The organism is Streptomyces griseicoloratus, from assembly GCF_014534645.1.
Classification (GTDB): Bacteria; Actinomycetota; Actinomycetes; order Streptomycetales; family Streptomycetaceae; genus Streptomyces; species Streptomyces griseicoloratus.
Genome location: NZ_JACVQF010000229.1, coordinates 43850 through 67499, shown reverse-complemented (window position 1 = coordinate 67499; position 23650 = coordinate 43850). Strand labels below are relative to the sequence as shown.

At 73.1% G+C, this 23650-nt stretch carries 21 protein-coding genes; 6 read left to right on the top strand and 15 right to left on the bottom strand.

The genetic code is table 11. The features are described 5' to 3' along the window. Positions 1-303: TetR/AcrR family transcriptional regulator (locus tag H0H10_RS33770; RefSeq protein WP_188184994.1), on the bottom strand; the 303-nt coding region annotated here is incomplete at its 3' end. A 103-nt stretch (positions 304-406) separates the two neighbouring features. Further along, positions 407-1024 (bottom strand): PadR family transcriptional regulator, encoded by a 618-nt coding sequence (locus H0H10_RS33765; RefSeq protein WP_373566954.1) that lies wholly within the window; start codon positions 1022-1024, stop codon positions 407-409. A 141-nt stretch (positions 1025-1165) separates the two neighbouring features. Between H0H10_RS33765 and lplAB the strand changes: the two genes are divergently transcribed. Continuing rightward, entirely contained in the window at positions 1166-2230 is a 1065-nt protein-coding gene (gene lplAB, locus H0H10_RS33760) for a lipoate-protein ligase LplAB (RefSeq protein WP_188184993.1), read from the top strand. 18 nt (positions 2231-2248) lie between these two features. Here the strand turns inward: lplAB and H0H10_RS33755 are convergent, their stop codons facing one another. After that, positions 2249-2914 (bottom strand): response regulator, encoded by a 666-nt coding sequence (locus H0H10_RS33755; protein WP_188184997.1) that lies wholly within the window; start codon positions 2912-2914, stop codon positions 2249-2251. Positions 2915-2919: 5 nt separating this feature from the next. Continuing rightward, positions 2920-4023, bottom strand: a complete 1104-nt coding sequence (locus H0H10_RS33750; RefSeq protein WP_188184992.1) for a sensor histidine kinase — start codon at positions 4021-4023, stop codon at positions 2920-2922. Positions 4024-4190: 167 nt separating this feature from the next. Here H0H10_RS33750 and H0H10_RS33745 point away from each other — a divergent pair, with 167 nt between their 5' ends. The 3 genes from H0H10_RS33745 to H0H10_RS33735 all read left to right on the top strand — a co-directional run bounded on the left by H0H10_RS33745 (position 4191) and on the right by H0H10_RS33735 (position 7519). Continuing rightward, positions 4191-5192 carry a carboxymuconolactone decarboxylase family protein gene (locus H0H10_RS33745; protein ID WP_188184991.1) on the top strand — a complete coding sequence of 334 codons (1002 nt, stop codon included), beginning with the start codon at positions 4191-4193 and terminating at the stop codon, positions 5190-5192. A gap of 405 nt (positions 5193-5597) precedes the next feature. Beyond that, a complete protein-coding gene (locus H0H10_RS33740) occupies positions 5598-6260 on the top strand; it encodes a hypothetical protein (RefSeq protein WP_188184990.1) in 663 nt (220 codons plus the stop codon). 374 nt (positions 6261-6634) lie between these two features. Further along, complete coding sequence (locus H0H10_RS33735) at positions 6635-7519, top strand: CAP domain-containing protein (RefSeq protein ID WP_188184989.1); 885 nt, start codon at positions 6635-6637, stop codon at positions 7517-7519. 19 nt (positions 7520-7538) lie between these two features. Here H0H10_RS33735 and H0H10_RS33730 read toward each other — a convergent pair whose 3' ends face one another. The 7 genes from H0H10_RS33730 to H0H10_RS33700 form a co-directional block, all read right to left on the bottom strand. After that, positions 7539-9056, bottom strand: coding sequence for an NCS1 family nucleobase:cation symporter-1 (locus H0H10_RS33730; protein WP_188184988.1), 1518 nt, complete (start codon positions 9054-9056; stop codon positions 7539-7541). A gap of 29 nt (positions 9057-9085) precedes the next feature. Further along, complete coding sequence (locus H0H10_RS33725) at positions 9086-10087, bottom strand: TIGR03842 family LLM class F420-dependent oxidoreductase (protein ID WP_188184987.1); 1002 nt, start codon at positions 10085-10087, stop codon at positions 9086-9088. 21 nt (positions 10088-10108) lie between these two features. After that, positions 10109-11512 (bottom strand): dihydropyrimidinase, encoded by a 1404-nt coding sequence (gene hydA, locus H0H10_RS33720; protein WP_188184986.1) that lies wholly within the window; start codon positions 11510-11512, stop codon positions 10109-10111. Positions 11513-11607: 95 nt separating this feature from the next. After that, complete coding sequence (locus tag H0H10_RS33715) at positions 11608-12891, bottom strand: aspartate aminotransferase family protein (RefSeq protein WP_188184985.1); 1284 nt, start codon at positions 12889-12891, stop codon at positions 11608-11610. Beyond that, a complete protein-coding gene (locus H0H10_RS33710) occupies positions 12888-13730 on the bottom strand; it encodes a nitrilase-related carbon-nitrogen hydrolase (RefSeq protein ID WP_188184984.1) in 843 nt (280 codons plus the stop codon). The genes H0H10_RS33715 and H0H10_RS33710 overlap by 4 nt, the downstream gene beginning before the upstream one ends. A gap of 178 nt (positions 13731-13908) precedes the next feature. Then, on the bottom strand, positions 13909-15951 hold the full coding sequence (locus H0H10_RS33705; RefSeq protein WP_188184983.1) for a hypothetical protein: 2043 nt from the start codon (positions 15949-15951) through the stop codon (positions 13909-13911). 106 nt (positions 15952-16057) lie between these two features. Beyond that, positions 16058-16309, bottom strand: coding sequence for a helix-turn-helix domain-containing protein (locus tag H0H10_RS33700; protein WP_188184982.1), 252 nt, complete (start codon positions 16307-16309; stop codon positions 16058-16060). Positions 16310-16463: 154 nt separating this feature from the next. On the opposite strand from H0H10_RS33700, the gene H0H10_RS33695 reads away from it, so the two are divergent. Continuing rightward, positions 16464-18992 carry an ATP-dependent Clp protease ATP-binding subunit gene (locus H0H10_RS33695; RefSeq protein ID WP_188184981.1) on the top strand — a complete coding sequence of 843 codons (2529 nt, stop codon included), beginning with the start codon at positions 16464-16466 and terminating at the stop codon, positions 18990-18992. Positions 18993-18998: 6 nt separating this feature from the next. Here H0H10_RS33695 and ggt read toward each other — a convergent pair whose 3' ends face one another. Then, a complete protein-coding gene (gene ggt, locus H0H10_RS33690; protein ID WP_188184980.1) occupies positions 18999-20804 on the bottom strand; it encodes a gamma-glutamyltransferase in 1806 nt (601 codons plus the stop codon). A 105-nt stretch (positions 20805-20909) separates the two neighbouring features. Here ggt and H0H10_RS33685 point away from each other — a divergent pair, with 105 nt between their 5' ends. Then, entirely contained in the window at positions 20910-21665 is a 756-nt protein-coding gene (locus H0H10_RS33685) for a hypothetical protein (protein WP_188184979.1), read from the top strand. A gap of 24 nt (positions 21666-21689) precedes the next feature. Here H0H10_RS33685 and H0H10_RS33680 read toward each other — a convergent pair whose 3' ends face one another. The 3 genes from H0H10_RS33680 to H0H10_RS33670 all read right to left on the bottom strand — a co-directional run bounded on the left by H0H10_RS33680 (position 21690) and on the right by H0H10_RS33670 (position 23642). Beyond that, complete coding sequence (locus tag H0H10_RS33680) at positions 21690-22097, bottom strand: DUF6278 family protein (protein ID WP_188184978.1); 408 nt, start codon at positions 22095-22097, stop codon at positions 21690-21692. A gap of 75 nt (positions 22098-22172) precedes the next feature. Continuing rightward, on the bottom strand, positions 22173-22952 hold the full coding sequence (locus H0H10_RS33675; protein ID WP_188184977.1) for an exodeoxyribonuclease III: 780 nt from the start codon (positions 22950-22952) through the stop codon (positions 22173-22175). Between the two features lie 57 nt (positions 22953-23009). Continuing rightward, positions 23010-23642, bottom strand: a complete 633-nt coding sequence (locus H0H10_RS33670) for an MBL fold metallo-hydrolase (RefSeq protein ID WP_188184976.1) — start codon at positions 23640-23642, stop codon at positions 23010-23012. Positions 23643-23650: the final 8 nt, after the last annotated feature.

The window sequence follows — 23650 nt, the reverse complement described above, 5'->3', positions numbered from 1 at the left end:
CCGGAAGGACTCGGTGACGAGGGCCTCGATCGTCTCCCTCGGTCCGAGCCCGGCGGCGAGCACCGCGTCGTACCGCGCCCACAGCTCGTCCAGGAAGGTGGAGAGGATCTCGTCCAGCATCGACTCCTTGGAGTCGAAGTGGTAGTAGAGGCTGCCCGCGAGCATCCCGGCGGCGTCCGCGATCTTGCGGACGGTGGTGGCCTTGTAGCCCTGCGTGGCGAACACCTCGGCGGCGGTCGCCAGCAGTTCCGCACGCCGCTCGGGCGCCGGGTTCACCGTGGTCTTCTCATTCTTCTTCGGCACCCGGCCATTCTCGCCTCACGGGTGCCGGCTGCTGACGGTCAGCACCTCGCCCGTCATCCGGCCGGACCGCTCCCGCCCGGCCCCTGCCGTACTTCCGCCGTACTTACGGCAGCCTGCGCTCCAGCTCCTCCAGGTCCGCCAGCATCGCGTCGGCCAGGTCCCGCTCCGAGGCGTAGTACCGCTCCGCCCACCGCAGGGTGAGCGCGGGGTACGCCCACGCCTCCTCGGTGCGCGCCCCCTCCACGTCCGCCGCGGCCCGACGCCGCATCGTCTCCGCGTACTCCCGGTGCCGGCCCAGCACCTCGCGCATCCGCTCCGGCCCCAGCAGGTGCCCCAGCCACAGCCGCAGCATCACCCCGTGCTTGAGCACAGGCGGCTCCACCGGCGCCTCACGCGCCCAGTCGCGGACCGCCGCCATGCCCGCCTCGGTGATCGCGTAGACCCGCTTGTCCCGGCCGCCCGCCTGAGGGGCCACCTGCCGTGCCGTGACGTACCCGGCCCGCTCCAGGCGCTTGAGCTCGCCGTAGATCTGGCTGAACGACGGGCTCCAGTAGAAGAAGCGCAGCGACCAGTCCGCCCACTTCTTCAGGTCGTAACCCGACAGCTCCTCACCGAAGGAGAGCAGTCCGAGCACCGCCCAGGCGGTCGCCGGAAGCGGCGGCAGCTCCGCATCGCCCGGCGTGCCGGGGCTCTTCGCCGCGCTCTTCCTCTGCTCAGCCACGGCGGCAGTCTACGGGGCCGGGGCAAGCCCTCCCGTCCCGGTCCGGGCGGCGGGAGGGCTCCTCGTCCCAGGTGCCCTGCGGGCCGGGAACACCCTGATCGTCCGTGTTGTTGCCCGTCTGAACGGAAAGGGAGGCCATCGGTGCACGGTGAGTACAAGATCCCCGGCGGCAAGCTCGTCGTCGTGGACGTGGAGGTCGAGGACGGGGCGCTGCGCCACGTGCGCGTGGCGGGCGACTTCTTCCTCGAACCGGACGAGGCGCTCGATGCCGTGAACCGTGCGCTGGAGGGCGCCCCGGCGGACACCGACGCGGCGGGCCTGGCCGCGCGGATGGACGCGTCCCTCCCCGAGGGCACCGTGATGTACGGGCTGACGTCGGAGGGCGTCGGCATCGCCGTGCGCCGGGCGCTCGCCCACGCCACCGACTGGACCGACTACGACTGGCAGCTCATCCACGAGGGCCCGCAGTCCCCGGCCCTGCACATGGCGCTGGACGAGGTGCTGACGGCCGAGGTGGCCGCCGGCCGGCGCCCGCCGACGCTGCGCGTGTGGGAGTGGGGCTCCCCGGCGGTGATCATCGGCAGCTTCCAGTCCCTGCGCAACGAGGTCGACGCCGAGGGGGCAGCCCGCCACGGCATCGAGGTGGTGCGCCGGATCTCCGGCGGCGGCGCCATGTTCGTGGAGCCCGGAAACACGATCACCTACTCGCTCTCCGTACCGGAGGCGCTGGTGCAGGGGCTCTCCTTCCAGGACAGCTACGCCTATCTCGACGACTGGGTGCTCGGTGCGCTCGGCGACATGGGGATCCGGGCCTGGTACCAGCCGCTCAACGACATCGCCACCGACCAGGGCAAGATCGCGGGCGCGGCGCAGAAGCGGGTCGTGGGCCACGCCGGCCGCCCCGGCGCCGTGCTGCACCACGTGACCATGTCCTACGACATCGACGCCGACAAGATGCTTCAGGTGCTGCGCATCGGGCGGGAGAAGCTGTCCGACAAGGGCATCAGGAGCGCGAAGAAGCGCGTCGATCCGCTGCGCCGGCAGACCGGCCTGCCGCGTGAGGCCGTGATCGAGCGGATGATCGCTTCCTTCGGCGGTCGCTACGGGCTGACGCAGGGCAAGGTGACGGACGAGGAACTGGCGCGGGCCGAGGAGCTGGCGCGCACGAAGTTCTCCTCGCCGGAGTGGACCGCCCGGGTGCCGTGACCGCCCACCGGGTGCCGGCTAGCGGTCGCCGCGCGCCGTGACCAGTCCCGACTCGTAGGCGAAGACGACCAGTTGGGCCCGGTCCCGGGCGCCGAGCTTCGTCATCGCCCGGCTCACATGGGTCTTGGCCGTCAGGGGGCTGATGACCATGTGGGCGGCGATCTCCTCGTTGGTCAGTCCGCGGGCGGCGAGCGCGGTGACCTCCCGTTCGCGGCGGGTGAGGTGGTCCAGGCCGGGCGCGGTGGCCCGGTCGGGGGGACGGGAGACGAACTCGCCGATCAGGGTGCGGGTGACCGACGGGGACAGCAGGGCCTCGCCGCGCGCGACCACCTCGATGGCCTGGAGCAGGTCGGCAGGCTCGGTGTCCTTCAGCAGAAAGCCGCTCGCGCCCGCCCGCAGCGCCTCGAAGACGTACTCGTCCAGGCCGTAGTTGGTGAGGATGACGACGCGCACGGCGGCGAGGTCCGGGTCGGCGGCGATCCGGCGGGTCGCCTCGATGCCCGTCATCACCGGCATCTGGACGTCGACCAGGGCGACGTCGGGCACCTGCTCGCGCACCAGGGCGAGGCCCCGCTCCCCGTCGGGTGCCTCGCCGACCACCTCGATGCCGTCCTCGGCGTCGAGGAGCGCCCGGAAGCCGGCGCGCATCAGCGCCTGGTCGTCGACGAGCACCACCCGGATCACCGTGCTCACGCCGCCTCCCCGAGCGGCAGCCGGGCCCGCACCGAGAATCCGCCCTCCGCGCGCGGGGCGGCGTGCAGGGTGCCGCCGAGGGCCGTGACGCGTTCGCGCATGCCGGTCAGGCCGGTTCCGGGCACCGGCGGGCGGGCCGGGTCGGCGGCCCCGTCGTCGTCCACGGCTATCGTCAGCTCCCTCTCGCCGTACTCGATCCGGACCGTCACCTTCGCCGGACCGGCGTGCCGTGCCGCATTGGTGAGGCCCTCCTGGACGATGCGGTAGGCGGCCCGGTGGACGGGGTCCGGCAGGGCGCGCTCGGTGCCGGTGACCGTGAGGCCGACGGCCAGTCCGGCGGCACGGGCGCGCTCCACGAGCAGGGCGGGGGTGCCGGCCGGTTCGTCGGCGCGCAGCACCTGGAGGGCGGAGCGCAGTTCGCGCATCGCCTCGCCGCTCGCCTCCTGGATGGCGAGCAGGGCGGGCGGCACCTCCTCGCCGCGTTTTCGGGCCAGGTGGACGGCGACGCCCGCCTGGAGCTTGACGATGGAGATGCTGTGCGTCAGCGAGTCGTGCAGCTCCCGGGCGATGCGCAGACGTTCCTCCCCGGCGCGGCGCAGAGCGGCCTCCTCGCGGGTGCGCTCCGCCTCCAGGGCGCGCTGCTCGGTCTGGCGCAGATACGCCTGCCAGTTGCGGTCGGCGAGGCCGGTCACGACCGCGCACAGGAACCAGCCGGCGAGCAGTCCGGCGCGCTCGGCCACGTCCTGGGTCCCGGCGCCCGTCGCCACGTACCCGGCCAGGAACACCGCGCCGCCGGCCGCCGCGACGCCCCGGTGGCCGACACGGGCGGCGGTGTGCACGGCGCCCAGGACGGGGAGGGCCGAGAGCGGGCCCGGGTGGGCGTGCAGGACGTACGCCGTGCCGAGGGCGGTGGTGACGGCCAGCACGGCGCGCGGGGCGGTGCGGTGGAAGGCCAGGGGCGCGGAGGCGAGGGCGATGAGCGCGTGGTCGAGCGCGGTCGTGTCGTCGTCGAAGGCGGCCGTGGTCATGACGAGGGCGCCGACGACGACCGCGAGGATCGCGTCGGCGAGCCGTCCGCGTGTGACCTGACGCCCGCTCATGCCCGCACGATAGACGCCTCCGCCGACAGCGGCGTCAGCCCTGTGGACGGCTCCCGTACTACTCCCGGCGAAGTAGTCCTCCCGCCGGCCGGGCCCCGCGGGCGCAGCGCGGACCGCATCCGGCGGTACGACGACGGGGAACGCCCCGGCGCCGCACGCTGGCGTCCATGACCACACCCTTCCGTCACACCGAACCGCTTCCGCCCAAGTCGGCCACCGGCCGCGTCGCGGAGGTCTACGAGCAGATCACCCGTGACTTCGGCATCGCCGGGCCGCCCACGTTCGTGGTCCTGTCCTCGGCTCCCGAACTCCTGGCTCCCGCTTGGGCGTTGATGCGGGAGTCCCTCATCGCCGGACCGGGTTCCCGGACGGGCAAGGAGGTCGCCGCCTTCGGGGTGTCGGCGGCCAACAAGTGCCCGTTCTGCGTGGACGCCCACACCGTGCTGCTGCACGCCACCGGCGACCACGCCCTGGCCGAGCGGCTGGCCCGGGGCCGGGAACCGGAGGACGCGGGGCACGCGCGCGTGCTCGACTGGGGGCGGCGCACCCGGGTGCCGGGCGCCGCCGGGGAGCCGTACCCGTTCCCGCGCGAGGAGGCTCCCGGCTATCTGGGGACCGCGCTCGCCTTCCACTTCATCAACCGGATCGTGTCGGCGCTGCTGACCGAGACCCTGTTCCCGGCCGATGCGCAACGGCTGCGCCCGGTGCGCAGCCTGGCGGGCCGGTCACTGTCGCGCGCGGTGCGCCGCCCCGCCGTCGCCGGGGCCTCGCTGGCCCTGCTGGACGACCCGGGACCGGGCCCCGAGTGGGCGGGCGGCACGGCGGTCGGCCCCGCCTACGCGGCGCTGCGGTCGGCCGCCCTGGCCGGCGCGGGCCTCCTCGACGCCGACGAGCAGGACCTCGTACGCCGGGCCGTGGGCGCGTGGGACGGGGCCCATCCGCCGCTCGCCGCGGACGTGTTCCCGGACCGGCGCGAGCGGCCCGGCGCGCGCCTGGCGCTGCTGACCGCGCTCGCGCCGTACCGGATCACGGACGAGGACGTGGCGGCGTGGCGCCGTCCCGAGCACACCGACCACTGCCTGGTCCACCTCGTGGCGTACGGCGCGTTCGCCGCCGTGGACCGCATCGAGACCGCCCTGTCCGCACCCACGGCCCGGCAGACGCCGTGACCGTGCGGCCGGCCGGGCCGCGATCCGCGTCGCACAGGGCGTCGTTCACACCGACCGGCATCGCCTCGTAGCGGGCCCGGTGCGCGGCCCGGTGTCGGCCCACGAGGCCGTTCAGACCTCCGCCTGACGGGGGTTGGCGGCACGGAAGGGATGCCCCTGCGCGTCGGCGCACTCGTACGCCGCGCATCCGGGAAGTGCTCGCCGTACGCGTCCGCCGCGGGGGTGCGGATGCGGGCGGGGGTGTGGCTGGTGACCGCCGTGCGTCCGTGAGGCGCGGGGTGCGTCTCCGTCACGGCGCGGGCACGCAGCGAGTTGGCACTTTCGCCCCACAGGGACTCGTGTGACACTGGCGTCCCGTCCGCAGTGCGGACCCCTCTCCGCACCGTCCCCCACGAGAAGTGCGCCGTGCGTTCTCTTCCTCTGCCGCTCGCCCTGACCGCGCGCCTGGCCCCGGTGGCCGTGCTCGCCACCGCCGGCTGGGCACTGTCCTCAGGGCCGGACACGGCCCCGGCCGCCCAGGACAAGGAGCCGGACCGCACCGCGAACCCGTCCGCCTCCGCCCCCGCCACCCAGGCGGTGACGAAGACCTACGCCGCCGCGCCGGCGCCCTGCGCGAGCCTGGCCGGGAAGACGGTCACGTCGCTCGTGCCGGGCGCCGAGGCGGACGGCAAGGAAATACCGTCGACGGACACGAAGGTGCGCCGCACCTGCTCCTGGAACGCGCTCAAGGGGTACGACTACCGCTGGCTCGACGTCTCCTTCGAGGTGATGGAGTCGGACGACGCGGCCCGGAGGTCGTACAAGGAGCGCGTCACCGACAAGAGCGGCGGAGGCGACGTCCCGGGGCTGGGCGACGCCGCCTACTCGGTCGTGAACCTCACCACGGAGGACGAGCAGCAGACGCGCGAGGGCACGGTGGTGGTCCGCTCGGCCAACGCGCTGGTGGTCGTCACCTACAACGGCAGCGACTTCGAGAGCCGCAGGGCGCCCGCGACGGACGAGATCAACAAGGGCGCGATCAAGGCCGCCAAGGAGGCGGTGGCGGCGCTGGAGAACGGGCGCGACTGACCCCGTACGCCGATCCGGAATCCATGGTTCCGTGACATCCGTCACAGCACTTACCGATCTACCCGGGCCTGTTAGTAGTGATCTCCCCGGTGACATATCGGACTTTGTCCGGCTTGCCGCGGGTGAAGGTCGGGCCGGTACGGGCGACGGTCCGGCCCGTACGGGAGAGCCGGCTGTTCTTCGTGTGCGGCGTACTTCTGACGCGGCGGCAGGAGTCCGCGAGGGGCCGGCGGGGCCGGACGGCACGCCCTCCCGACCGCCGCAAGGGCCGCACAGGCGTACTAGGCGCAGTAGTACTACGGCTCTTTGCCCTGCGTGTCGGGCCGTCCCAAGAATGACCAACCTCAGGATGTCGCAACCGAGTGAGGTCACGCATGGGAAAGCACCGCCACAAGCAGCACTACCGGCGGCCGGTCGTTGCGGCACTCGCGGTGGGCGCCATAGCCATACCCTCCGTCGCCATGGCCTGTTCCGACTGGCCCGGCGACGAGGGCCGGGAGCACCGGAACACCGCCACGGTCGCGTCCGAGCGCAACTGGGCCGACGCCGACTGGTACCGCGAGTGGAGCAGCCAGCAGGGCGGTGAGCCCTCGGCGGCACCGTCGCAGACGCCGACCGCCACCGCGAGCGCCTCGAAGTCCGGCGAGCCGAAGCACCGGGGCGGCAAGCCGTGGCACAAGCCGCGGACGACGGCCCCCACGACCGCCCCCGCCAAGCCCACGGCCGGCGCCTCCAAGCCCGCCACCGGATCGTCCAAGCCCACGGCCGGCGCCTCCAAGCCCGCCACCGGATCGTCCAAGCCGACGGCCGCCCCCTCCAGCCCCGCGGCGAAGCCCACCGCCACGGCCCCGTCGAGCACCCCGACGGCCACCGCCCCGGCCTCCGGTGCCGTCGCCCGGGTCGTGGAGCTCGTCAACGCCGAGCGCAGCAAGGCCGGTTGCTCGCCGGTGACGGTGAACGCCACGCTCACCAAGGCCGCCCAGGCGCACAGCGAGGACATGGCGGCCCACCGCAACATGTCGCACACCGGCTCCGACGGCTCCTCCCCCGCCGACCGCATCACGGGCGCCGGCTACAACTGGAGGACCTACGGCGAGAACGTGGCCTACGGCTACGACACGCCCGAGAAGGTGATGGCGGGCTGGATGTCCAGCACCGGCCACCGGGAGAACATCCTCAACTGCGAGTTCAAGGAGATCGGCGTCGGCCTCGCGCAGCCCGGCTCCTACTGGACCCAGGACTTCGGCACGGCCCGATAGCGAGCGGGGCCGCAGGCGCTCACGTGCGCCTGCGGCCCGCCGTCAGCGCGACGTACACGACGAGCGAGGCCGCGAGCCCCACGGCCCAGCCGTAGTCCGCTAGGGGCTTCAGGAGGGGGATCAGGCCGTCCTCCGGGAAGGGGCCCTTGCCCGGGGCCGAGTGGGAGCCGCCCACCGCGAGCACCCCGCCGGCCGCGAAGGCGGCCACGGCGCGCAGGTTCCAGCCGGACGTGTACCAGTAGCGTCCGCCCGGTGTGTACAGGGCGGGCAGGTCCAGGGCGGTGCGGCGGACGATCCAGTAGTCGGCGATGAGGATGCCGGCGACCGTGCCGAGCAGCCCGCCGACCAGCCCGAGCCAGGTGAAGATGTACAGCTCGGGTGTCTCGGTGAGCTTCCACGGCATGATCAGCACGCCGACCACCCCCGTGATCAGGGCGCCGGTGCGGAAGTCGATCAGTCGTGGCGCCAGGTTCGCCAGGTCGTACGCCGGTGAGACCACGTTCGCCGCGATGTTCACCGAGATGGTGGCGACGAGCACCGTCACCAGGGCGAAGAGCAGCCCGAAGACGTTGTCGGTCCTGGCGGCGAGCGCGACGGGGTCCCACACCGCGGCCCCGTACACCGCCTGCGAGCCGGAGGTGACGAACACCGACAGCAGCGCGAACAGCGTCATGGTGGTGGGCAGTCCGAGCGTCTGGCCCCAGACCTGGGCGCGCTGGCCCGCGCCGAAGCGGGTGAAGTCGGGGATGTTCAGGCTCAGGGTCGACCAGAAGGCGATCATCCCCATCAGGGACGGGAAGAACACCGGCCAGAAGTCGGCGCCCCAGCCGAGCTTCGACGGCTGGTCGAGCAGCGGGCCGAGGCCCCCGGCCTTGTTCGCGATCCACGCCAGCAGCACCAGCGCGCCGACGATGACGAACGGCGCGGCCCAGTTCTCGAAGCGGCGCAGCGCCTCCATCCCCCGGTAGATGATGGCCAGTTCGAGGGCCCAGAACAGGACGAAGCACACCCACAGCGTCCACGGCTGGCCGCCGACCTGCGACGCCTCGGCCCAGCCGCCGAACAGCTTGCCGAGCAGTACGAAGATGCCCTGGCCGCCGATCCACGTCTGGATGCCGAACCAGGCGCAGGCCACCCCGGCCCGGATCATCGCCGGCAGGTTGGCGCCGCGCAGCCCGAACGAGGCACGGGCCAGCACCGGGAACGGGATGCCGTACTTGGGGCCGGCGTGCCCGGTCAGCAGCATCGGCGCGAGCACGATGACGTTGGCGAGCGCGATGGTGAACACGGCCTGCTTCCAGTCCATGCCGAGCGCGACGAGACCGGAGGCGAGGAGCCAGGAGGGGATGTTGTGGGCCATGCCGACCCACAGCGCCGCGAAGTTGTACGTCGTCCAGCGGCGCCGGGCCAGGGGCACGGGCAGCAGGTCGTCGTTGACGAAGCGGCGGTCGGCGAACGTGGTGCCGGGCGGGAGCTCGACGCGTCCCGCGGGGTCGGGTATGGGGCCGTCGGACGTGGGCGGGACGGTCGCGGTCATGGGCGTGACCCTTCGGCGGCGGGTACCGGTCAGCGGTTGAGTGCCGGGATGATCTCCGCGCCGTACGCGTCGATCGTCGTCTCCTGCGCGTCGTGCATGTCGTACACGGCGAACTGGTCGACGCCCAGCTCGCGCAGTGCCCTCAGCTTCTCGATGTGCGCCTCGGGAGGGCCGAGCAGGCAGAACCGGTCGACGATCTCGTCGGGGACGAAGTCCGTGGACGGGTTGCCGGCGCGCCCGTGGTGGCTGTAGTCGTAGCCGTGCCGTTCCTTGATGTAGGAGGTGAGCGCCGCGGGGACCACGCCCGAGTGCTCGCCGTAGCGGGAGACCAGGTCGGCGACGTGGTTGCCGACCATGCCGCCGAACCAGCGGCACTGCTCGCGCGCGTGCGCCAGGTCGTCACCGACGTACGCGGGGGCGGCGACGCAGATGGTGAGGGATGCGGGGTCGCGCCCCGCCTCGGCGGCCGCGGCGCGTACGGCCTTCACCATCCACTCCGTCAGGTACGGGTCGGCGAGCTGGAGGATGAATCCGTCGGCCTTCTGCCCGGCGAGGGCGAGCGCCTTCGGCCCGTACGCGGCCATCCAGACGGGCAGCTTCCCGTTCCTCACCCACGGGATCCGCAGCGGCTGCCCGTCGACCTCGGCCTCGCGCCCCTCGGCGAGGTCGCGGATCACGTCGATCGCCTCGCCCAGGCGGGCCAGGGTGTTGGGCTTGCGCCCGGCGACGCGCATCGCGGAGTCGCCGCGGCCGATGCCGCAGACCGTGCGGTTGCCGTACATGTCGTTGAGGGTCGCGAAGGTCGAGGCGGTCACCTCCCAGGTGCGGGTGCCCGGGTTGGTGACCATCGGGCCGACGATCAGCTCCGTCGTGTCGGCCAGGATCCGGCTGTAGATCACGAACGGCTCCTGCCACAGCACGGCGGAGTCGAAGGTCCAGCCGTACCGGAAGCCGACCCGTTCGGCCCGTTGCATCAGGCTGACGACACGGGAGGCCGGCGGGTCGGTCTGCAGGACGAGTCCGAAGTCCATCTGCACCGCTCCTAGGTGGGGTCAGGCGAGGTACTGACAGGTGGAGCGCGGGGTGTAGACGCCGTGACCGGCGCGTCCGGTGTACTCCCGCTCGGTGATGACCGGCTCGCCGCGCGACAGCACGGTCTCGACGCGGCCGGTGACGCGCCTGCCCTCGTAGGCCGAGTAGTCGACGTTCATGTGGTGGGTCGCGGCGGAGATGACCTGCTCGGCGTCCGGGTCGTAGACGACGACGTCGGCGTCGGCGCCCGGTGCGATGGTGCCCTTCTTCGGGTACAGGCCGAACATGCGGGCCGGGGTGGCGCAGGCGATCTCGATCCAGCGGCGGCGGGTGATGTGTCCGTCGACGACGGCCTGGTGGAGCAGGTCCATGCGGTTCTCGACGCCCGGCATGCCGTTGGGGATCTTGGAGAAGTCGCCGCGGCCCAGTTCCTTCTGGCCCGTGAAACAGAAGGGGCAGTGGTCGGTCGAGACGACCTGGAGGTCGTTGGTGCGCAGCCCGCGCCACAGCACCGCCTGGTGCTCGCGTGGCCGCAGCGGGGTGGAGCACACGTACTTCGCGCCCTCGAAGTCCGGCTCCGCGAGGTTGTCGGTCGACAGGAAGAGGTACTGCGGACACGTCTCGCCGAAGACGTTCAGCCCGTCGTCGCGGGCCCGGGTCAGCTCGGCCACCGCCTCGGCGGCGGACACGTGCACGACGTAGAGCGGGGCCCCCGCCACCTGCGCCAGCCTGATGGCGCGGTGGGTGGCCTCGGCCTCCAGCAGTGCCTTGCGGACCTCGCCGTGGTAGCGGGGGTCGGTCTCGCCCCGGGCGAGGGCCTGCTCGACGAGGACGTCGATCGCGATGCCGTTCTCGGCGTGCATCATGATCAGCCCGCCGTTCCCGGCGGCACGCTGCATGGCGCGCAGGATCTGGCCGTCGTCGGAGTAGAAGACGCCCGGATACGCCATGAACTGCTTGAACGACGTGACGCCCTCCTCGACCAGGAGGTCCATCTCCTTCAGCGTCTCCTGGTTCACGTCGGAGACGATCATGTGGAAGCCGTAGTCGATCGCGCAGTTGCCCTCCGCCTTGGCGTGCCAGGCGTCCAGGCCCTCGCGCAGGGAGTGCCCGACGCTTTGGACGGCGAAGTCGACGATCGTGGTGGTGCCGCCCCAGGCGGCGGCCCTGGTGCCGGTCTCGAAGGTGTCCGAGGCGTAGGTGCCGCCGAAGGGCATCTCCATGTGGGTGTGCCCGTCGACCCCGCCCGGGATGACGTACTTGCCGCTCGCGTCGATGACCCGCTCGGCGGTGAAGGCCCCGGCCGCGGGGGTGCCGGTGGCGGCGAGGGCGGCGATGCGGCCGTCCTCGACCAGGACGTCGGCGTGGATCTCGTCGGACGCGGTGATGACGAGTCCACCGCGGATGACGGTACGGCTGCTCATGCTCTTCCCTCCTGTCGGGGGCGGGCGGGCGCCGGGTTCGCGCCCGGCGCCCTTCGGGGTGGAACCGCCGGCGGTCAGAGGCTCCTCAGCGCCGGTCAGAGGCTCCTCAGCGCGCGTTCCAGGATCGCCGCACCCTCCTCGGCCTCCGCGACGGTGAGGGACAGCGGCGGGGCGATCCGCAGGGCGCTGGTGTCGTGTCCGCCGCCCTTGCCGATGAGCAGCCCGCCGGACCGGGCCTCCTCCAGCACGGCGGACGCGGCCTGCGGGTCGGCCTCGTCGGTGCCGGGCCGGGTCAGCTCGATGCCGATCATCAGCCCGCGTCCGCGGACCTCCCGTACGTGCGGCACCTGTGCGGCGACGGCCCGCAGCCGTTCGATGAGCAGCCCGCCGACCCGCCGGGCGTTGCCCTGGAGGTCGTGCTCCAGCAGGTGGTTGAGGTTGGCGAGGCCGGCCGCCATGGTGATCTGGGTGCCGCCGAAGGTGGAGATGCTGTTGGCGTCCAGGCAGTTCATGATCTCCGCGCGGGCGATGACGCCACCGATGGACATGCCGTTGCCGATGCCCTTGGCGAAGGTGACGATGTCCGGCGGGCCGCTGCGCCCGTGGGCCTGCCAGCCCCAGAAGTGGTCGCCGGTGCGTCCCCATCCGGTCTGCACCTCGTCGGCGATCCACAGCACGCCCCGCTCGTGCAGCACCTCGCGGAACGCGGCGTACAGGCCGTCCGGCGGCGAGGTGAAGCCGCCGACGCCCTGGATCGGCTCGGCGATCAGCGCGGCCGGGGCGCGGGTGTGGCCGAGCAGGTCCTTCAGGTCGTCGACGCAGGCCGCGATGAAGTCGCGGTCGTCCAGGTGGGCGAAGGGGCCGCGGGTGCGGACGCCGCCGTGCACGTAGAGCGTCTGCAGCGGGGACAGGGAGGTCGGGGACCAGCTGCGGTTGCCGGTGATGCCGACCGCGCTGAAGGAGCGGCCGTGGTAGCTGTTGCGCATGGCCAGGACGGTGTTGCTGCGCCGGTAGGTGGTGGCGAGCAGCAGCGCGGTGTCGTTGGCCTCGGTGCCGGAGGTGGTGAAGAAGACGCGGGCGTCCGGGATTCCGGACAACTGGGTGATGCGCTCGGCGAGTTCGACCATCGGCCGGTTGAGGTACAGGGTCGAGGAGTGGATGATCCGCCCGGCCTGCTCGCTCACCGCCTTGGTCACCTCGGGCAGGGCGTGCGCGGTCATCGTGGTGAGGATGCCGCCGAAGAAGTCCAGGTACCTCTTGCCGGCGGCGTCCCAGACGTGGCGGCCCTCGCCGTGCGTGATCTCCAGCGGGTCCTCGTAGTAGAGGGCGAGCCAGTCGGGCAGGACGGACCGGTGGCGGCCCAGCAGGTCGCGGGTCACGGGCGCACCAGCCCCTCGTAGGCGTCGGGGCGGCGGTCGCGGTAGAAGGCCCACTGCTGCCGCACTTCCTCGATGAGGCCGAAGTCCAGGTCGCGGACGACGAGTTCCTCCTTGCCGTCGTCGGCGACGTCGCCGACGAACTGACCGCGTGGGTCGACGAAGTACGACGTCCCGTAGAAGTCGTTGTCGCCGTACTCCTCCTGCCCGACGCGGTTGATCGCGGCGACGAAGTACTCGTTGGCGACGGCCGCCGCGGGCTGCTCCAGGCGCCACAGGTGGGCGGAGAGGCCGCGGTGCGTGGCGGACGGGTTGTACACCAGCTGGGCGCCGGCGAGCCCGAGTTGGCGCCAGCCCTCCGGGAAGTGCCGGTCGTAGCAGATGTAGACGCCGACCTTGCCGACGGCCGTGTCGAAGACCGGCCAGCCGAGGTTGCCCGGCCGGAAGTAGTACTTCTCCCAGAAGCCCTTGACCTGCGGGATGTGGTGCTTGCGGTACTTGCCGAGGACGGTGCCGTCGGCGTCGATCACCGCCGCGGTGTTGTAGTAGAAGCCCGACTGCTCGACCTCGAACACGGGGGCGACGATCACCATGCCGGTCTCGCGCGCGAGCGCCTGCATGCGGCGGGTGGTGGGCCCGTCGGGCACGGGCTCGGCCCAGCGGTAGTGCTCCGGCTCCTGGACCTGGCAGAAGTACGGGGCGTTGAAGACCTCCTGGAACCCGATGATCCTCGCGCCCTGCCGGGCCGCCTCGCGGGCGTGCTCCTCGTGTTTCGCCACCATGGACTCGGTGTCGCCGGTCCAGGTCGCCTGGACCAGAGCGGCACGTACGACGTTGGCCATGAGCTGCTCCTTCGACGGGACGTCAGAGCCTCTACGCCCGTAGAAGCGGGCCGTAGAGGGACGAACGTAAGCCTCCTGGGCGGGCTTGCCAAGACCATCGTCACCAAGCCGGGGTGTCGATGCCGTTTCGCACTCCTGTGGGTGAGTGGAGGGGCTGGTGGGGCTGGTGTGACGGACTTCAGGTGGTGAATCCGGCGACGCGGAAGGCGTGGACGAGGTCCCGGTGATGCCGGCCGGAGACGTCCTGCGCCGCCTCCAGCAGCAACGGCACCAGCACCTGCGGGCCGGGGTCGGCGCTGCGGGCGGCCTCCTCGGGGGTGCGGCTGCGGACGCAGGCGCCGAGAAGTGCGCGGGCCTCGCGGCGGCGGCCCTCGGCGACGAGTGCGAGCGCGGCCCGGCCGATCTCGGCGGCGGGCCGTACGACGCCCTGCCGCAGGACCTGCTCGCCGTCGGCGGTGCGGCCGGCGGCGGCCAGGGCGTCGGCGGCCGCGACCAGCCGGCCGGCGGGCAGGGAGGCCGCCTCCCACAACAGGGTCGCCCAGTCGGCACCCAGCCCGGCCCGCTCCATCCGGGCGGCGAGCAGCGGCAAGCGGGCGGGGGGCCAGTGCGCGGCCTCGGCCAGCAGGGCGTGCGCCTCACCGCCGCGCCCCTCGGCGCGCAGCGCCGCCAGTACCTCGACGAGCCGGTCGGCCTCGCGCCCGTCCGCCGGGTCCGGCGCCTCGGGCCGCGACTCCCCCGGCCGCCCGCCCTCCACGACCCCGGCGAACCGCGCCCCCCGCGGGGCAGGGCCGCCGCCGGCGGACATCACGCCGGGAACCGCCCCGCCCTGAGGCGGCACGACAACAGCCCCGACCCCCTCCTCCCCACCCCCGGCAAAACGCGCCCCACCACGCCGCCGCCTGCGCGGCTTGAGTGTGGGGGGCGGAGCGTGCGGCGGGGTGTCGGCCGCCGGCTGCGGCGAGGCGGGCGCCACGCCCTGCGGCGGAGCGTCGGTCGCTTCCCGCGAGGCGGCAGCCATGTCGTGCGGCGGGCCGACGGTCGCCACCTGCGGCACGGCAGGAGCCGTACCGTGCGGCGGGCCGGCGGTCGCATGCTGCGGCACGGCGGGGGCCACGTCGCGTGGAGAGGCTGTGCTCGCTCGCTGCCACGGGGCGGGGGCCGCCCCCTGCCGCGGAGCGACTGTCGCCTCCCGCGAAGCGGCAGCCGTGTCATGCGGCGGGACGACAGTCGCTCGCTGCGGCACGACGGGGGTCGGATCGTGCGGAGGCATGGCGGTCGCGTGCTGCGGCCCGCCAAGGGCCGCGTTGTCCAGCACCGCGGCGGTCGCCGTCCGCGGCGCGGCAGAGGGCCGGTCATGCGGCGGGCCGGCGGTCGCCGCGTGCGGCGCGGCAGAGGCCGGGTCGTGCGGCGGGACGGCGGTCGCACGCTGCCACGCCCCGGGGGCCGCGTCGTCCAGCACCGCGGCGGTCGCCGCCCGCGGCGCGGCAGAGGACCGGTCGTGCGGCGGGACGGCGGTCGCCGCGTGCGGCGCGGCAGAGGCCGGGTCGTGCGGCGGGCCGGCGGTCGCACGCTGCCAGGCCCCGGGGGCCGCGTCGTCCAGCACCGCGGCGGTCGTCGGCTGTGGTGCGGTAGAGGAGCCGGCATGGGGTGGGGCCGGAGGCGTGGGCTGCCGTGTGATGGGGGGCGCGTCGTGCGGTGGGGTGGTGGGTGGCGCCTGGGGTGCGGTGAGGGCTGCCATGCGGGCTTGGAGTTCGGCGCAGCGGGCGGTTGCCCGGGCGTGGTCGTCGCGGGCCCAGGCCAGGTCGAGGCGGAGGGCGTCGGCCGCCTCCTCGGTGGTGGCCGCGGCGAGCAGCCGGCCCAGTTCCGCCTGCCGCTCGGCGGCGTACCGCTGCTCGCGGAGCATGACGTCGAGCCGGTCCGCCAGGGCGTCCCCGCCGCCGGGCAGGGCGTCGTACGCGGTGAGCGCGGCGGCGTGCAGGGCCCGGGCACGGTCCGCCTCCGCCGCCGCGGCACCGGGGTCCCGTCCGGCGAGGTCCTGGAGCAGCGCCTCCAGCACGTCCCGGGGCGGCACCTCCCGCCCCTCCAGGCAGGCCCGCATCCCGTCCGGGTCGCGCCGCCAGAACACCCCGCACCAGCCCGTGTCCTCGTCGAGCCGCGCCAGCAGTCCGGTCAGGTGGTGCGCGAACTCCCGTACCCGGCCCGGCAGCTCGTCCACGGCCATCGCTCAACTCCCGCCCGATCGGAGCACTCCGGTCCGGTCGTAGGGAACACCAGTCGTGTTACGACGCCGCTACAGGGAGTTTTCGGATGCGGACGTCACACACGCGTCACACCGGCGTCAGCACGCACTGCCCCGCCAGTTCGTCCATGGACAGCCCGAGGGCGCCGGCCAGCGCGGCCACCGTGAAGAACGCCGGGGTCGGCGCCCGTCCCGTCTCGATCTTGCGCAGCGTCTCGGCGGAGATGCCGGCGCTCGCCGCGACCTCCGTCATGCTGCGGTCGCCGCGGGCCGCGCGGAGCAGCCGCCCGAGCCGCTCGCCGCGTTCGTGCTCTTCGGGGGTCAGAGGGTTCCGCACCATGCCGCCATTCTAATACCGGTATAGAAATCGACACCCTGAGCGACTCCTGAAATGCCCGCCGGAACAGAACGTGTCATGTTGGGCATGACCGGCGCCCGGCCGGGTTACCCGGCCCCGGCACGTCGAGCAGCGGAGCAGCGGAGGACCCGAGACGATGACAAGCGGCTACATGGGCCCGGAGGGCGACCCGTTCGCGGAATTTCTCGCACGCTTCTTCGGCGGCCCGCGCCCGAGGCAGATCGACATCGGCCGGCTGCTGAGCCAGCCGGCCCGGGAGCTGGTGCGCGGCGCCGCCCAGTACGCCGCCGAGCACGGCAGCCGCGACCTCGACACCGAGCACCTGCTTCGGGCCGCACTCGCCACGGAGCCGACCCGGAGCCTGCTCAGCCGGGCCGGCGCGGACCCCGACTCGCTGGCGTCGCAGATCGACGAGCGGTCCGGCCCGGTGCAGCACCCGCCCGGCGAGGTCCCGCCGCCGACCTCGCTCTCGCTGACCCCGGCCGTCAAGCGCGCCCTGCTGGACGCGCACGAACTGGCCCGGGCGTCCGGTACCGGTTACATCAGCCCGGAGCACGTGCTCAGCGCCCTCGCGGCGAACCCCGACTCGGCCGCCGGGCACATCCTGAACGCGGCCCGGTTCGCGCCCTCCGGCCTCCCGCCCGAGGCGCCGGACGCGACGAAGGCCCGCCCGGAGCAGCCGCGGACCACCAACACGCCGACCCTGGACAAGTACGGCCGTGATCTGACCGACCTGGCGCGGCAGGGCCGGATCGACCCGGTGATCGGGCGCGACGACGAGATCGAGCAGACCGTCGAGGTCCTCTCCCGCCGGGGCAAGAACAACCCGGTGCTGATCGGTGACGCGGGCGTCGGCAAGACCGCCATCGTGGAGGGGCTGGCCCAGCGCATCACCGACGGCGACGTGCCCGACGTGCTGGCCGGGCGGCGGGTGGTCGCCCTGGACCTGACGGGCGTGGTCGCGGGCACCCGCTACCGGGGCGACTTCGAGGAGCGCCTGAACAACATCGTGGGCGAGATCCGCGCCCACTCCGACCAGCTCATCATCTTCATCGACGAGCTGCACACCGTGGTCGGCGCGGGCGGCGGCGGCGAGAGCGGGTCGATGGACGCCGGGAACATCCTCAAGCCGGCCCTGGCCCGCGGCGAGCTGCACATCGTGGGCGCCACGACGCTGGAGGAGTACCGCCGGATCGAGAAGGACGCGGCACTCGCCCGCCGCTTCCAGCCGATCCTGGTGCCCGAGCCGACCGCCACGGACGCGATCGAGATCCTGCGCGGCCTGCGCGACCGCTACGAGGCCCACCACCAGGTCCGCTACACCGACGAGGCGCTGGTGGCGGCCGTGGAGCTGTCCGACCGCTACCTCACCGACCGGCGGCTGCCGGACAAGGCCATCGACCTGATCGACCAGGCCGGCGCCCGGGTGCGGCTCCGGGCCCGCACCAAGGGCACGGACGTACGGACCATGGAGCGCGAGGTCGAGCAGCTGACCCGCGACAAGGACCAGGCCGTCGCCGACGAGCAGTACGAGCAGGCCATGCAGCTGCGGGACCGCATCACCGAGCTGAAGCAGCGGCTGTCCGAGACCGCCGGCGAGGACGAGGCCGACGAGGGGCAGAACCTCGTGGTGGGCACCGAGGCCGTCGCCGAGGTGGTGTCCCGGCAGACCGGCATCCCCGTCAGCAGCCTCACCCAGGAGGAGAAGGACCGCCTGCTGGGCCTGGAGGAGCACCTGCACGAGCGGGTCGTCGGCCAGGACGAGGCCGTACGCGTCGTCTCCGACGCCGTGCTGCGCTCCCGCGCCGGGCTCGCGAGCCCCGACCGGCCGATCGGCAGCTTCCTGTTCCTCGGCCCGACCGGCGTCGGCAAGACCGAGCTGGCCCGGGCGCTGGCCGAGTCCCTGTTCGGCAGCGAGGACCGGATGGTCCGGCTGGACATGAGCGAGTACCAGGAGCGCCACACGGTCAGCCGCCTGGTCGGCGCCCCGCCCGGGTACGTCGGGCACGAGGAGGCCGGCCAGCTCACCGAGGTGGTGCGGCGGCACCCGTACTCGCTGCTCCTGCTCGACGAGGTGGAGAAGGCGCACCCGGACGTCTTCAACATCCTCCTCCAGGTCCTCGACGACGGACGCCTGACCGACTCCCAGGGCCGGACGGTGGACTTCACCAACACGGTCGTGGTGATGACCAGCAACCTCGGCTCCGACGTGGTCATCCGGCGCGGTGCCGGCATCGGCTTCGGGGCGGGCGGCGCGGAGGCGGACGAGGAGGCCCGGCGCGAGCAGGTGCTGCGGCCGCTGCGCGAGCACTTCCGGCCGGAGTTCCTGAACCGCATCGACGAGATCGTCGTCTTCCGCCAGCTCAGCGGCGACCAGCTGCGGCAGATCACCAGCCTGCTGCTGGAGCAGACCCGGCGCATGGTCAGCGCGCAGGGCATCACCGTCGACTTCACCGACGCGGCCGTGGACTGGCTCGCCGAGCGCGGCTACCAGCCCGAGTACGGTGCCCGGCCGCTGCGCCGCACCATCCAGCGCGAGGTGGACAACGAGCTGTCCCGGCTGCTGCTGGACGGCCGGGTCACGGAGGGCGGCCGCGTGACGGTGGACGTCGAGGACGGCCGGCTCGCGTTCCGCACGCAGGCACGGCCGTCCCCCGAACTGTGACAGGCCCTAGTGGGCCGGGCGCACCACCATCGCCGAGCCGCCGCCGCGTCGTACCTTCTCGGCGGCGGCCACCCACCTGCCGTCCGGCAGGCGCTGTACGCCGGTCGTCGCGCCGATCTCGGGGTTGAGCCTGAAGGAGTGCCCGATGGCCTCCAGCTGCCCGCGCAGTTGGCTGTCGTAGAGCCCGGGTTCCAGCTCGGTCTGTGCGGCGTTGCGCTGGCTGGCCCGGGGCGCGGCGATCGCCTCGACGAGCGGGAGACCGCGGTCGAGGAACCCGGTCAGGGTCTGGAGCACGGTGGTGATGATGGTCGCGCCGCCGGGCGAGCCGACCGCCACAACCGGCCTGTCGTGCCGGTCCAGCACGATGGTGGGCGCGATCGAGGACCGGGGGCGCTTGCCGGGACCGGGCAGGTTCGGGTCGTGCACGGCCGGGTTGGCCGGCGCGAAGGAGAAGTCCGTCAGCTCGTTGTTGAGCAGGAAGCCCCGGCCGGGCACGGTGATGCCGCTGCCGCCGGTCTGCTCGATGGTGAGCGTGTAGGCGACGACGTTGCCCCACTTGTCGGCCACCGTGAGGTGGGTGGTGTTCTCGCCCTCGTACGTCGTCGGCGCCGCCTTGCCGCCGCCCGCGCACGGCTCCGGGTGCCGCGGGTCGCCGGGGGCGAGGGGGCTGGTGAGCACCGCGTCGTCCTTGATCAGGCAGGCGCGGGAGTCGGCGTACCGCTGCGACAGCAGTTCCTTCGCCGGTACGTCCTCGAAGGCGGGGTCGCCGACCCAGCGCCCGCGGTCGGCGAAGGCGATGCGGCTCGCCTCGATGAAACGGTGCAGGTAGCCCGCCTGGCTCGCCTTCGACAGGTCGGTCCGTTCGAGGATGTTGAGGGCCTCGCCGACCGTGGTGCCGCCGGAGGAGGAGGGCGCGATGGAGTAGACGTCCAGGCCCCGGTACGAGGTCTTCGTGGGCGGCTGGAGCTCGGCGCGGTAGGCGGCGAGGTCCTTGGCGGACAGGTCGCCGGGGCGGGCGTTCCAGCCGGAGTCCGGGTCGACGGGCGGCTTGTTGACGGTGGCGACGATGTCCTCGCCGAGGTCGCCGTGGTAGATCGCGCCGACGCCCTTGCGGGCCAGCTCGCGGTAGGTGCGGGCGAGGTCGGGGTTCTTGAAGGTGGAGCCGACGACCGGCAGCTCGCCCTTCGGCAGGAACAGCTCGGCGGTGTCGGGGAAGTGGCGGAACCGCGCCTCGTTGGCGGCGGTCTGGGAGCGGAAGGTCTCGTCGACGGTGAAGCCGTCGCGGGCCAGGCGTTCGGCGGGCGCGAGGACCGAGGAGAGCTTGCGGCTGCCCCACTTGTCGAGGGCGGTCTGCCAGGTGGCGGGCGTGCCCGGGGTGCCGACGGCGAGGCCGCTGCTGACTGCTTCGGCGAAGGGAAGCGGCTCGCCGTTCTCCGTGAAGAGGTCCTCGTCGGCGGTCAGCGGCGCGGTCTCGCGGCCGTCGATGGTGCGCACCGTGCGGGTCTTGGCGTCGTAGTGGACGAAGTAGCCGCCTCCGCCGATGCCGGCGGAGTAGGGCTCGGTGACGCCGAGCGCGGCGGCGGTGGCGACGGCGGCGTCGACGGCATTGCCGCCCTTGCGCAGGATCTCGATGCCGGCGGCGGAGGCGTCCGGGTCGACGCTGGCCACCGCGCCGCCGTAGCCGACGGCGACCGGGGATTTCGGGGCGGGCCCGGTCCCGGGGCCGGGGCCGGGTGGGGCCGCCGCGCCCACCGACACCACGGCGGCCGAGACCGCCAGGACCGTCAGATTCCGTGCGACAGGGCGACGCATCCGCACCTCCAGGGAAGGGCCGTCCAGGCAGCTTAATTCATCGTCATGGCCGCGTCAGGGACCTGTCGAACGCCGGTGCACCCGTGCCCGCTAGCATGCGCGCCCATGAATGACGACGTCCGCAACATCGCCCTGGGTGTGATAGCGGCCGGCATCAGTGCCGCGCTGGGCTGGCTCGCCCGTACCTACCTGTGGAAGCGGAAACTCCGCCGCAAGCAGGCGTTCCTCGGGCTGCCGGAGAACTCCGAGTCCCTGCTCGTCGTCAACCGCGATCCGGCCGCCACCGAACCGGCGGTGCACCGCTTCGACGTGTTCGCGCTGCTGGAGCTGTCCGCGCTGATCAAGGACTGCGGGGCGCATGTGCAGGTGGTCACGCAGGACGCGGTGCACCAGGGTTTCGGCGAGCGGACGGAGTTCTGCGTGGGCGGGCCCGGGTCGAACCGGCGGATGGCGGCCCACATGGCGGCCATGCTGCCCGGGGTGCGGGTCAACATCGACCCGGAGCCCGGGCCGGACCGCGGGGCGTTCCAGATCGGCTCGGAGCGCTACCGCATGGACCCCGGTGTCTCGGAGTACGTCCTGCTGGCCCGGCTGACCGCCGGGGAGCGCCGCGAGGTCCGGCCCGTGTTCCTCTTCTGCGGCCAGCGCGCGATCACCAACCAGGCCGCCACCCGTTACCTCGCCCGCCACCACGAGCGGCTGGCCCGCAAGCACGGCAACAACGCGTTCGTCCTGCTGCTGAAGGTGGTCAACTCCCAGGCGTACGGACCGGACGTGGTCGAACTCGTCGCGGACGTCACCCGCGCGGCGACGAGCCCACTGCCCGCGCCCGCTCCCCGGAACTCCCACCGGGCCTCCTAGCAGCGGGCGTTCGGGGCAGCGGACTCACGGCTCCGCGACCTCCGCGTACAGCTGCGACAGCTCGGGCACACCGGCCGTGGCCCACTCGTGGCCGAAGGCCACGACGTCGAACTCCCGGCCGGAGGCGAGCCGGACGACGAGCCGGCCGTCCGGCCACAGGTGCCAGGCGGCACCGGGCACGGTCCGGACGATGACCGTGCCCAGGTACAGCCCGGCGTCGTTGCCGAGCCAGGGCAGGATCTCCGCGTCGTCCCGCCAGCGCGGCAGCACCTGGTCCAGCGCCTCCAGCGAGGCCGCGGAGTCGTCGAGCCGGACGCCCTCCCGGGAGGCCTGCGAGCGGAGCAGTTCGCACTCGGCGAGCAGGTCGGCGATGCCCTCGGGGTCGGGGGCCGAGGGGGTTTCGCGCCGCTTGCCCAGGAAGGGGATGTTCATACGTCCAGCCTGTCATTCGTACCACCGCGCGCACCACAGGCGCGCGAGCCGTACTTCCCGGCGGACGGCCGGTGACTACACGTCCAGGTCCACCACGACCGGCGCATGGTCGGATGCGCCCTTGCCCTTGCGCTCCTCGCGGTCCACGTAGGCGTCGCTGACGGCCTTCGCGAACGGCGCGTTGCCGTACACCAGGTCGATGCGCATGCCGCGGTTCTTGGGGAAGCAGAGCTGGCGGTAGTCCCAGTAGGTGAACGGCCGGTCGTACTTCAGCGGGCGCGGGACCACGTCGGACAGGCCGGCCTCGCGCAGGGAGGTGAGCGCGGCACGCTCGGCGGGGGTGACGTGGGTGGAGCCCTCGAACGCGGCGGGGTCGTAGACGTCGTCGTCGGTCGGCGCCACGTTGTAGTCGCCCATCACCGCGAACGGGCGGCTGCCGGACGCGTCGCCCGCGACGGCCGCGCGCAGGGCCTCGAACCACTGGAGCTTGTAGGCGTAGTGGGCGTGCTCCACCTCGCGGCCGTTCGGCACGTACACCGACCAGACGCGGACCGGGCCGCAGGTCGCGGAGATGGCCCGGGGCTCCTGCACGCCCTCGAAGCCGGGGTCGCCGGGCAGGCCCTTGACCACGTCCTGGATGCCGACGCGGGAGAGCACCGCGACGCCGTTCCACCTGCCGGTGGCGTGGACCGCCGCCTCGTAGCCCTTCTCGCGCAGCTCGTCGAACGGGAACTGCTCCTCGGCGACCTTGGCCTCCTGGAGGCACAGCACGTCGGTGCCGCTGCTCTCCAGCCAGGCGAGCAGCCTCGGCAGGCGGGCGGTGATCGAGTTCACGTTCCAGGTGGCGATGCGCATGTCTCACAACCTACCGGGCGGGACTGACAACCCGGTCCCGCCCGGGAGCCGGACTCCTCACATCTGCGCGGAGTCCCCGGGGGCCAGGCGCAGGTGCTCCGCGCCGCCGAGCTGTCCGATCTGGCGGTCGTAGACCGGGCGGGCGAGGTCGGTGAGGAGGGCGTCGTGGATGTCGTAGGCGCGCTGCGGCTTCACCTCGCGGACGTAGTCGATGACCTCGGAGATCTTGTTCCAGGGGGCCATGACGGGCAGCATCAGCGTCTCGACCGGGTGATCGGGGACGGTGAGGGCGTCGCCCGGGTGGAAGACCTTGCCGTCGACGAGGTAGCCCACGTTGGTGATGCGCGGGATGTCCGGGTGGATCACCGCGTGCAGCTCGCCGTGGACCTGCACGTCGAAGCCCGCGGCGGTGAAGGTGTCGCCGTGGCCGACGGTGTGCACACGCCCCGGGAAGGCCGCGGAGAGCTTCTCCGCGACCGCCCGCAGCGTCCAGATCTGCGCGGCCGGATTGGCCTCCATGCCGGCCCGCAGCCGCAGCTCGTCGAAGTGGTCGGGGTGCTCGTGGGTGACGAGGATGGCGTCCGCGCCGACCGCGGCGTCCTCCTCGCTGAAGGCGCCGGGGTCGAGGACGAGGACCTGCCCGTCCTTTTCGAGGCGGACACAGGAGTGCGACTTCTTGGTGAGCTTCATGACTCCAT

Bases quoted from the DNA above. Each gene is read 5' to 3' on its own strand.
- H0H10_RS33750 (WP_188184992.1), bottom strand. From the start codon at position 4,023: ATGAGCGGGCGTCAGGTCACACGCGGACGGCTCGCCGACGCGATCCTC.
- H0H10_RS33745 (WP_188184991.1), top strand. From the start codon at position 4,191: ATGACCACACCCTTCCGTCACACCGAACCGCTTCCGCCCAAGTCGGCC.
- H0H10_RS33735 (WP_188184989.1), top strand. From the start codon at position 6,635: ATGGGAAAGCACCGCCACAAGCAGCACTACCGGCGGCCGGTCGTTGCG.
- H0H10_RS33730 (WP_188184988.1), bottom strand. From the start codon at position 9,056: ATGACCGCGACCGTCCCGCCCACGTCCGACGGCCCCATACCCGACCCC.
- H0H10_RS33725 (WP_188184987.1), bottom strand. From the start codon at position 10,087: ATGGACTTCGGACTCGTCCTGCAGACCGACCCGCCGGCCTCCCGTGTC.
- hydA (WP_188184986.1), bottom strand. From the start codon at position 11,512: ATGAGCAGCCGTACCGTCATCCGCGGTGGACTCGTCATCACCGCGTCC.
- H0H10_RS33710 (WP_188184984.1), bottom strand. From the start codon at position 13,730: ATGGCCAACGTCGTACGTGCCGCTCTGGTCCAGGCGACCTGGACCGGC.
- H0H10_RS33705 (WP_188184983.1), bottom strand. From the start codon at position 15,951: ATGGCCGTGGACGAGCTGCCGGGCCGGGTACGGGAGTTCGCGCACCAC.
- H0H10_RS33700 (WP_188184982.1), bottom strand. From the start codon at position 16,309: ATGGTGCGGAACCCTCTGACCCCCGAAGAGCACGAACGCGGCGAGCGG.
- H0H10_RS33695 (WP_188184981.1), top strand. From the start codon at position 16,464: ATGACAAGCGGCTACATGGGCCCGGAGGGCGACCCGTTCGCGGAATTT.
- ggt (WP_188184980.1), bottom strand. From the start codon at position 20,804: ATGCGTCGCCCTGTCGCACGGAATCTGACGGTCCTGGCGGTCTCGGCC.
- H0H10_RS33685 (WP_188184979.1), top strand. From the start codon at position 20,910: ATGAATGACGACGTCCGCAACATCGCCCTGGGTGTGATAGCGGCCGGC.
- H0H10_RS33680 (WP_188184978.1), bottom strand. From the start codon at position 22,097: ATGAACATCCCCTTCCTGGGCAAGCGGCGCGAAACCCCCTCGGCCCCC.
- H0H10_RS33675 (WP_188184977.1), bottom strand. From the start codon at position 22,952: ATGCGCATCGCCACCTGGAACGTGAACTCGATCACCGCCCGCCTGCCG.
- H0H10_RS33670 (WP_188184976.1), bottom strand. From the start codon at position 23,642: ATGAAGCTCACCAAGAAGTCGCACTCCTGTGTCCGCCTCGAAAAGGAC.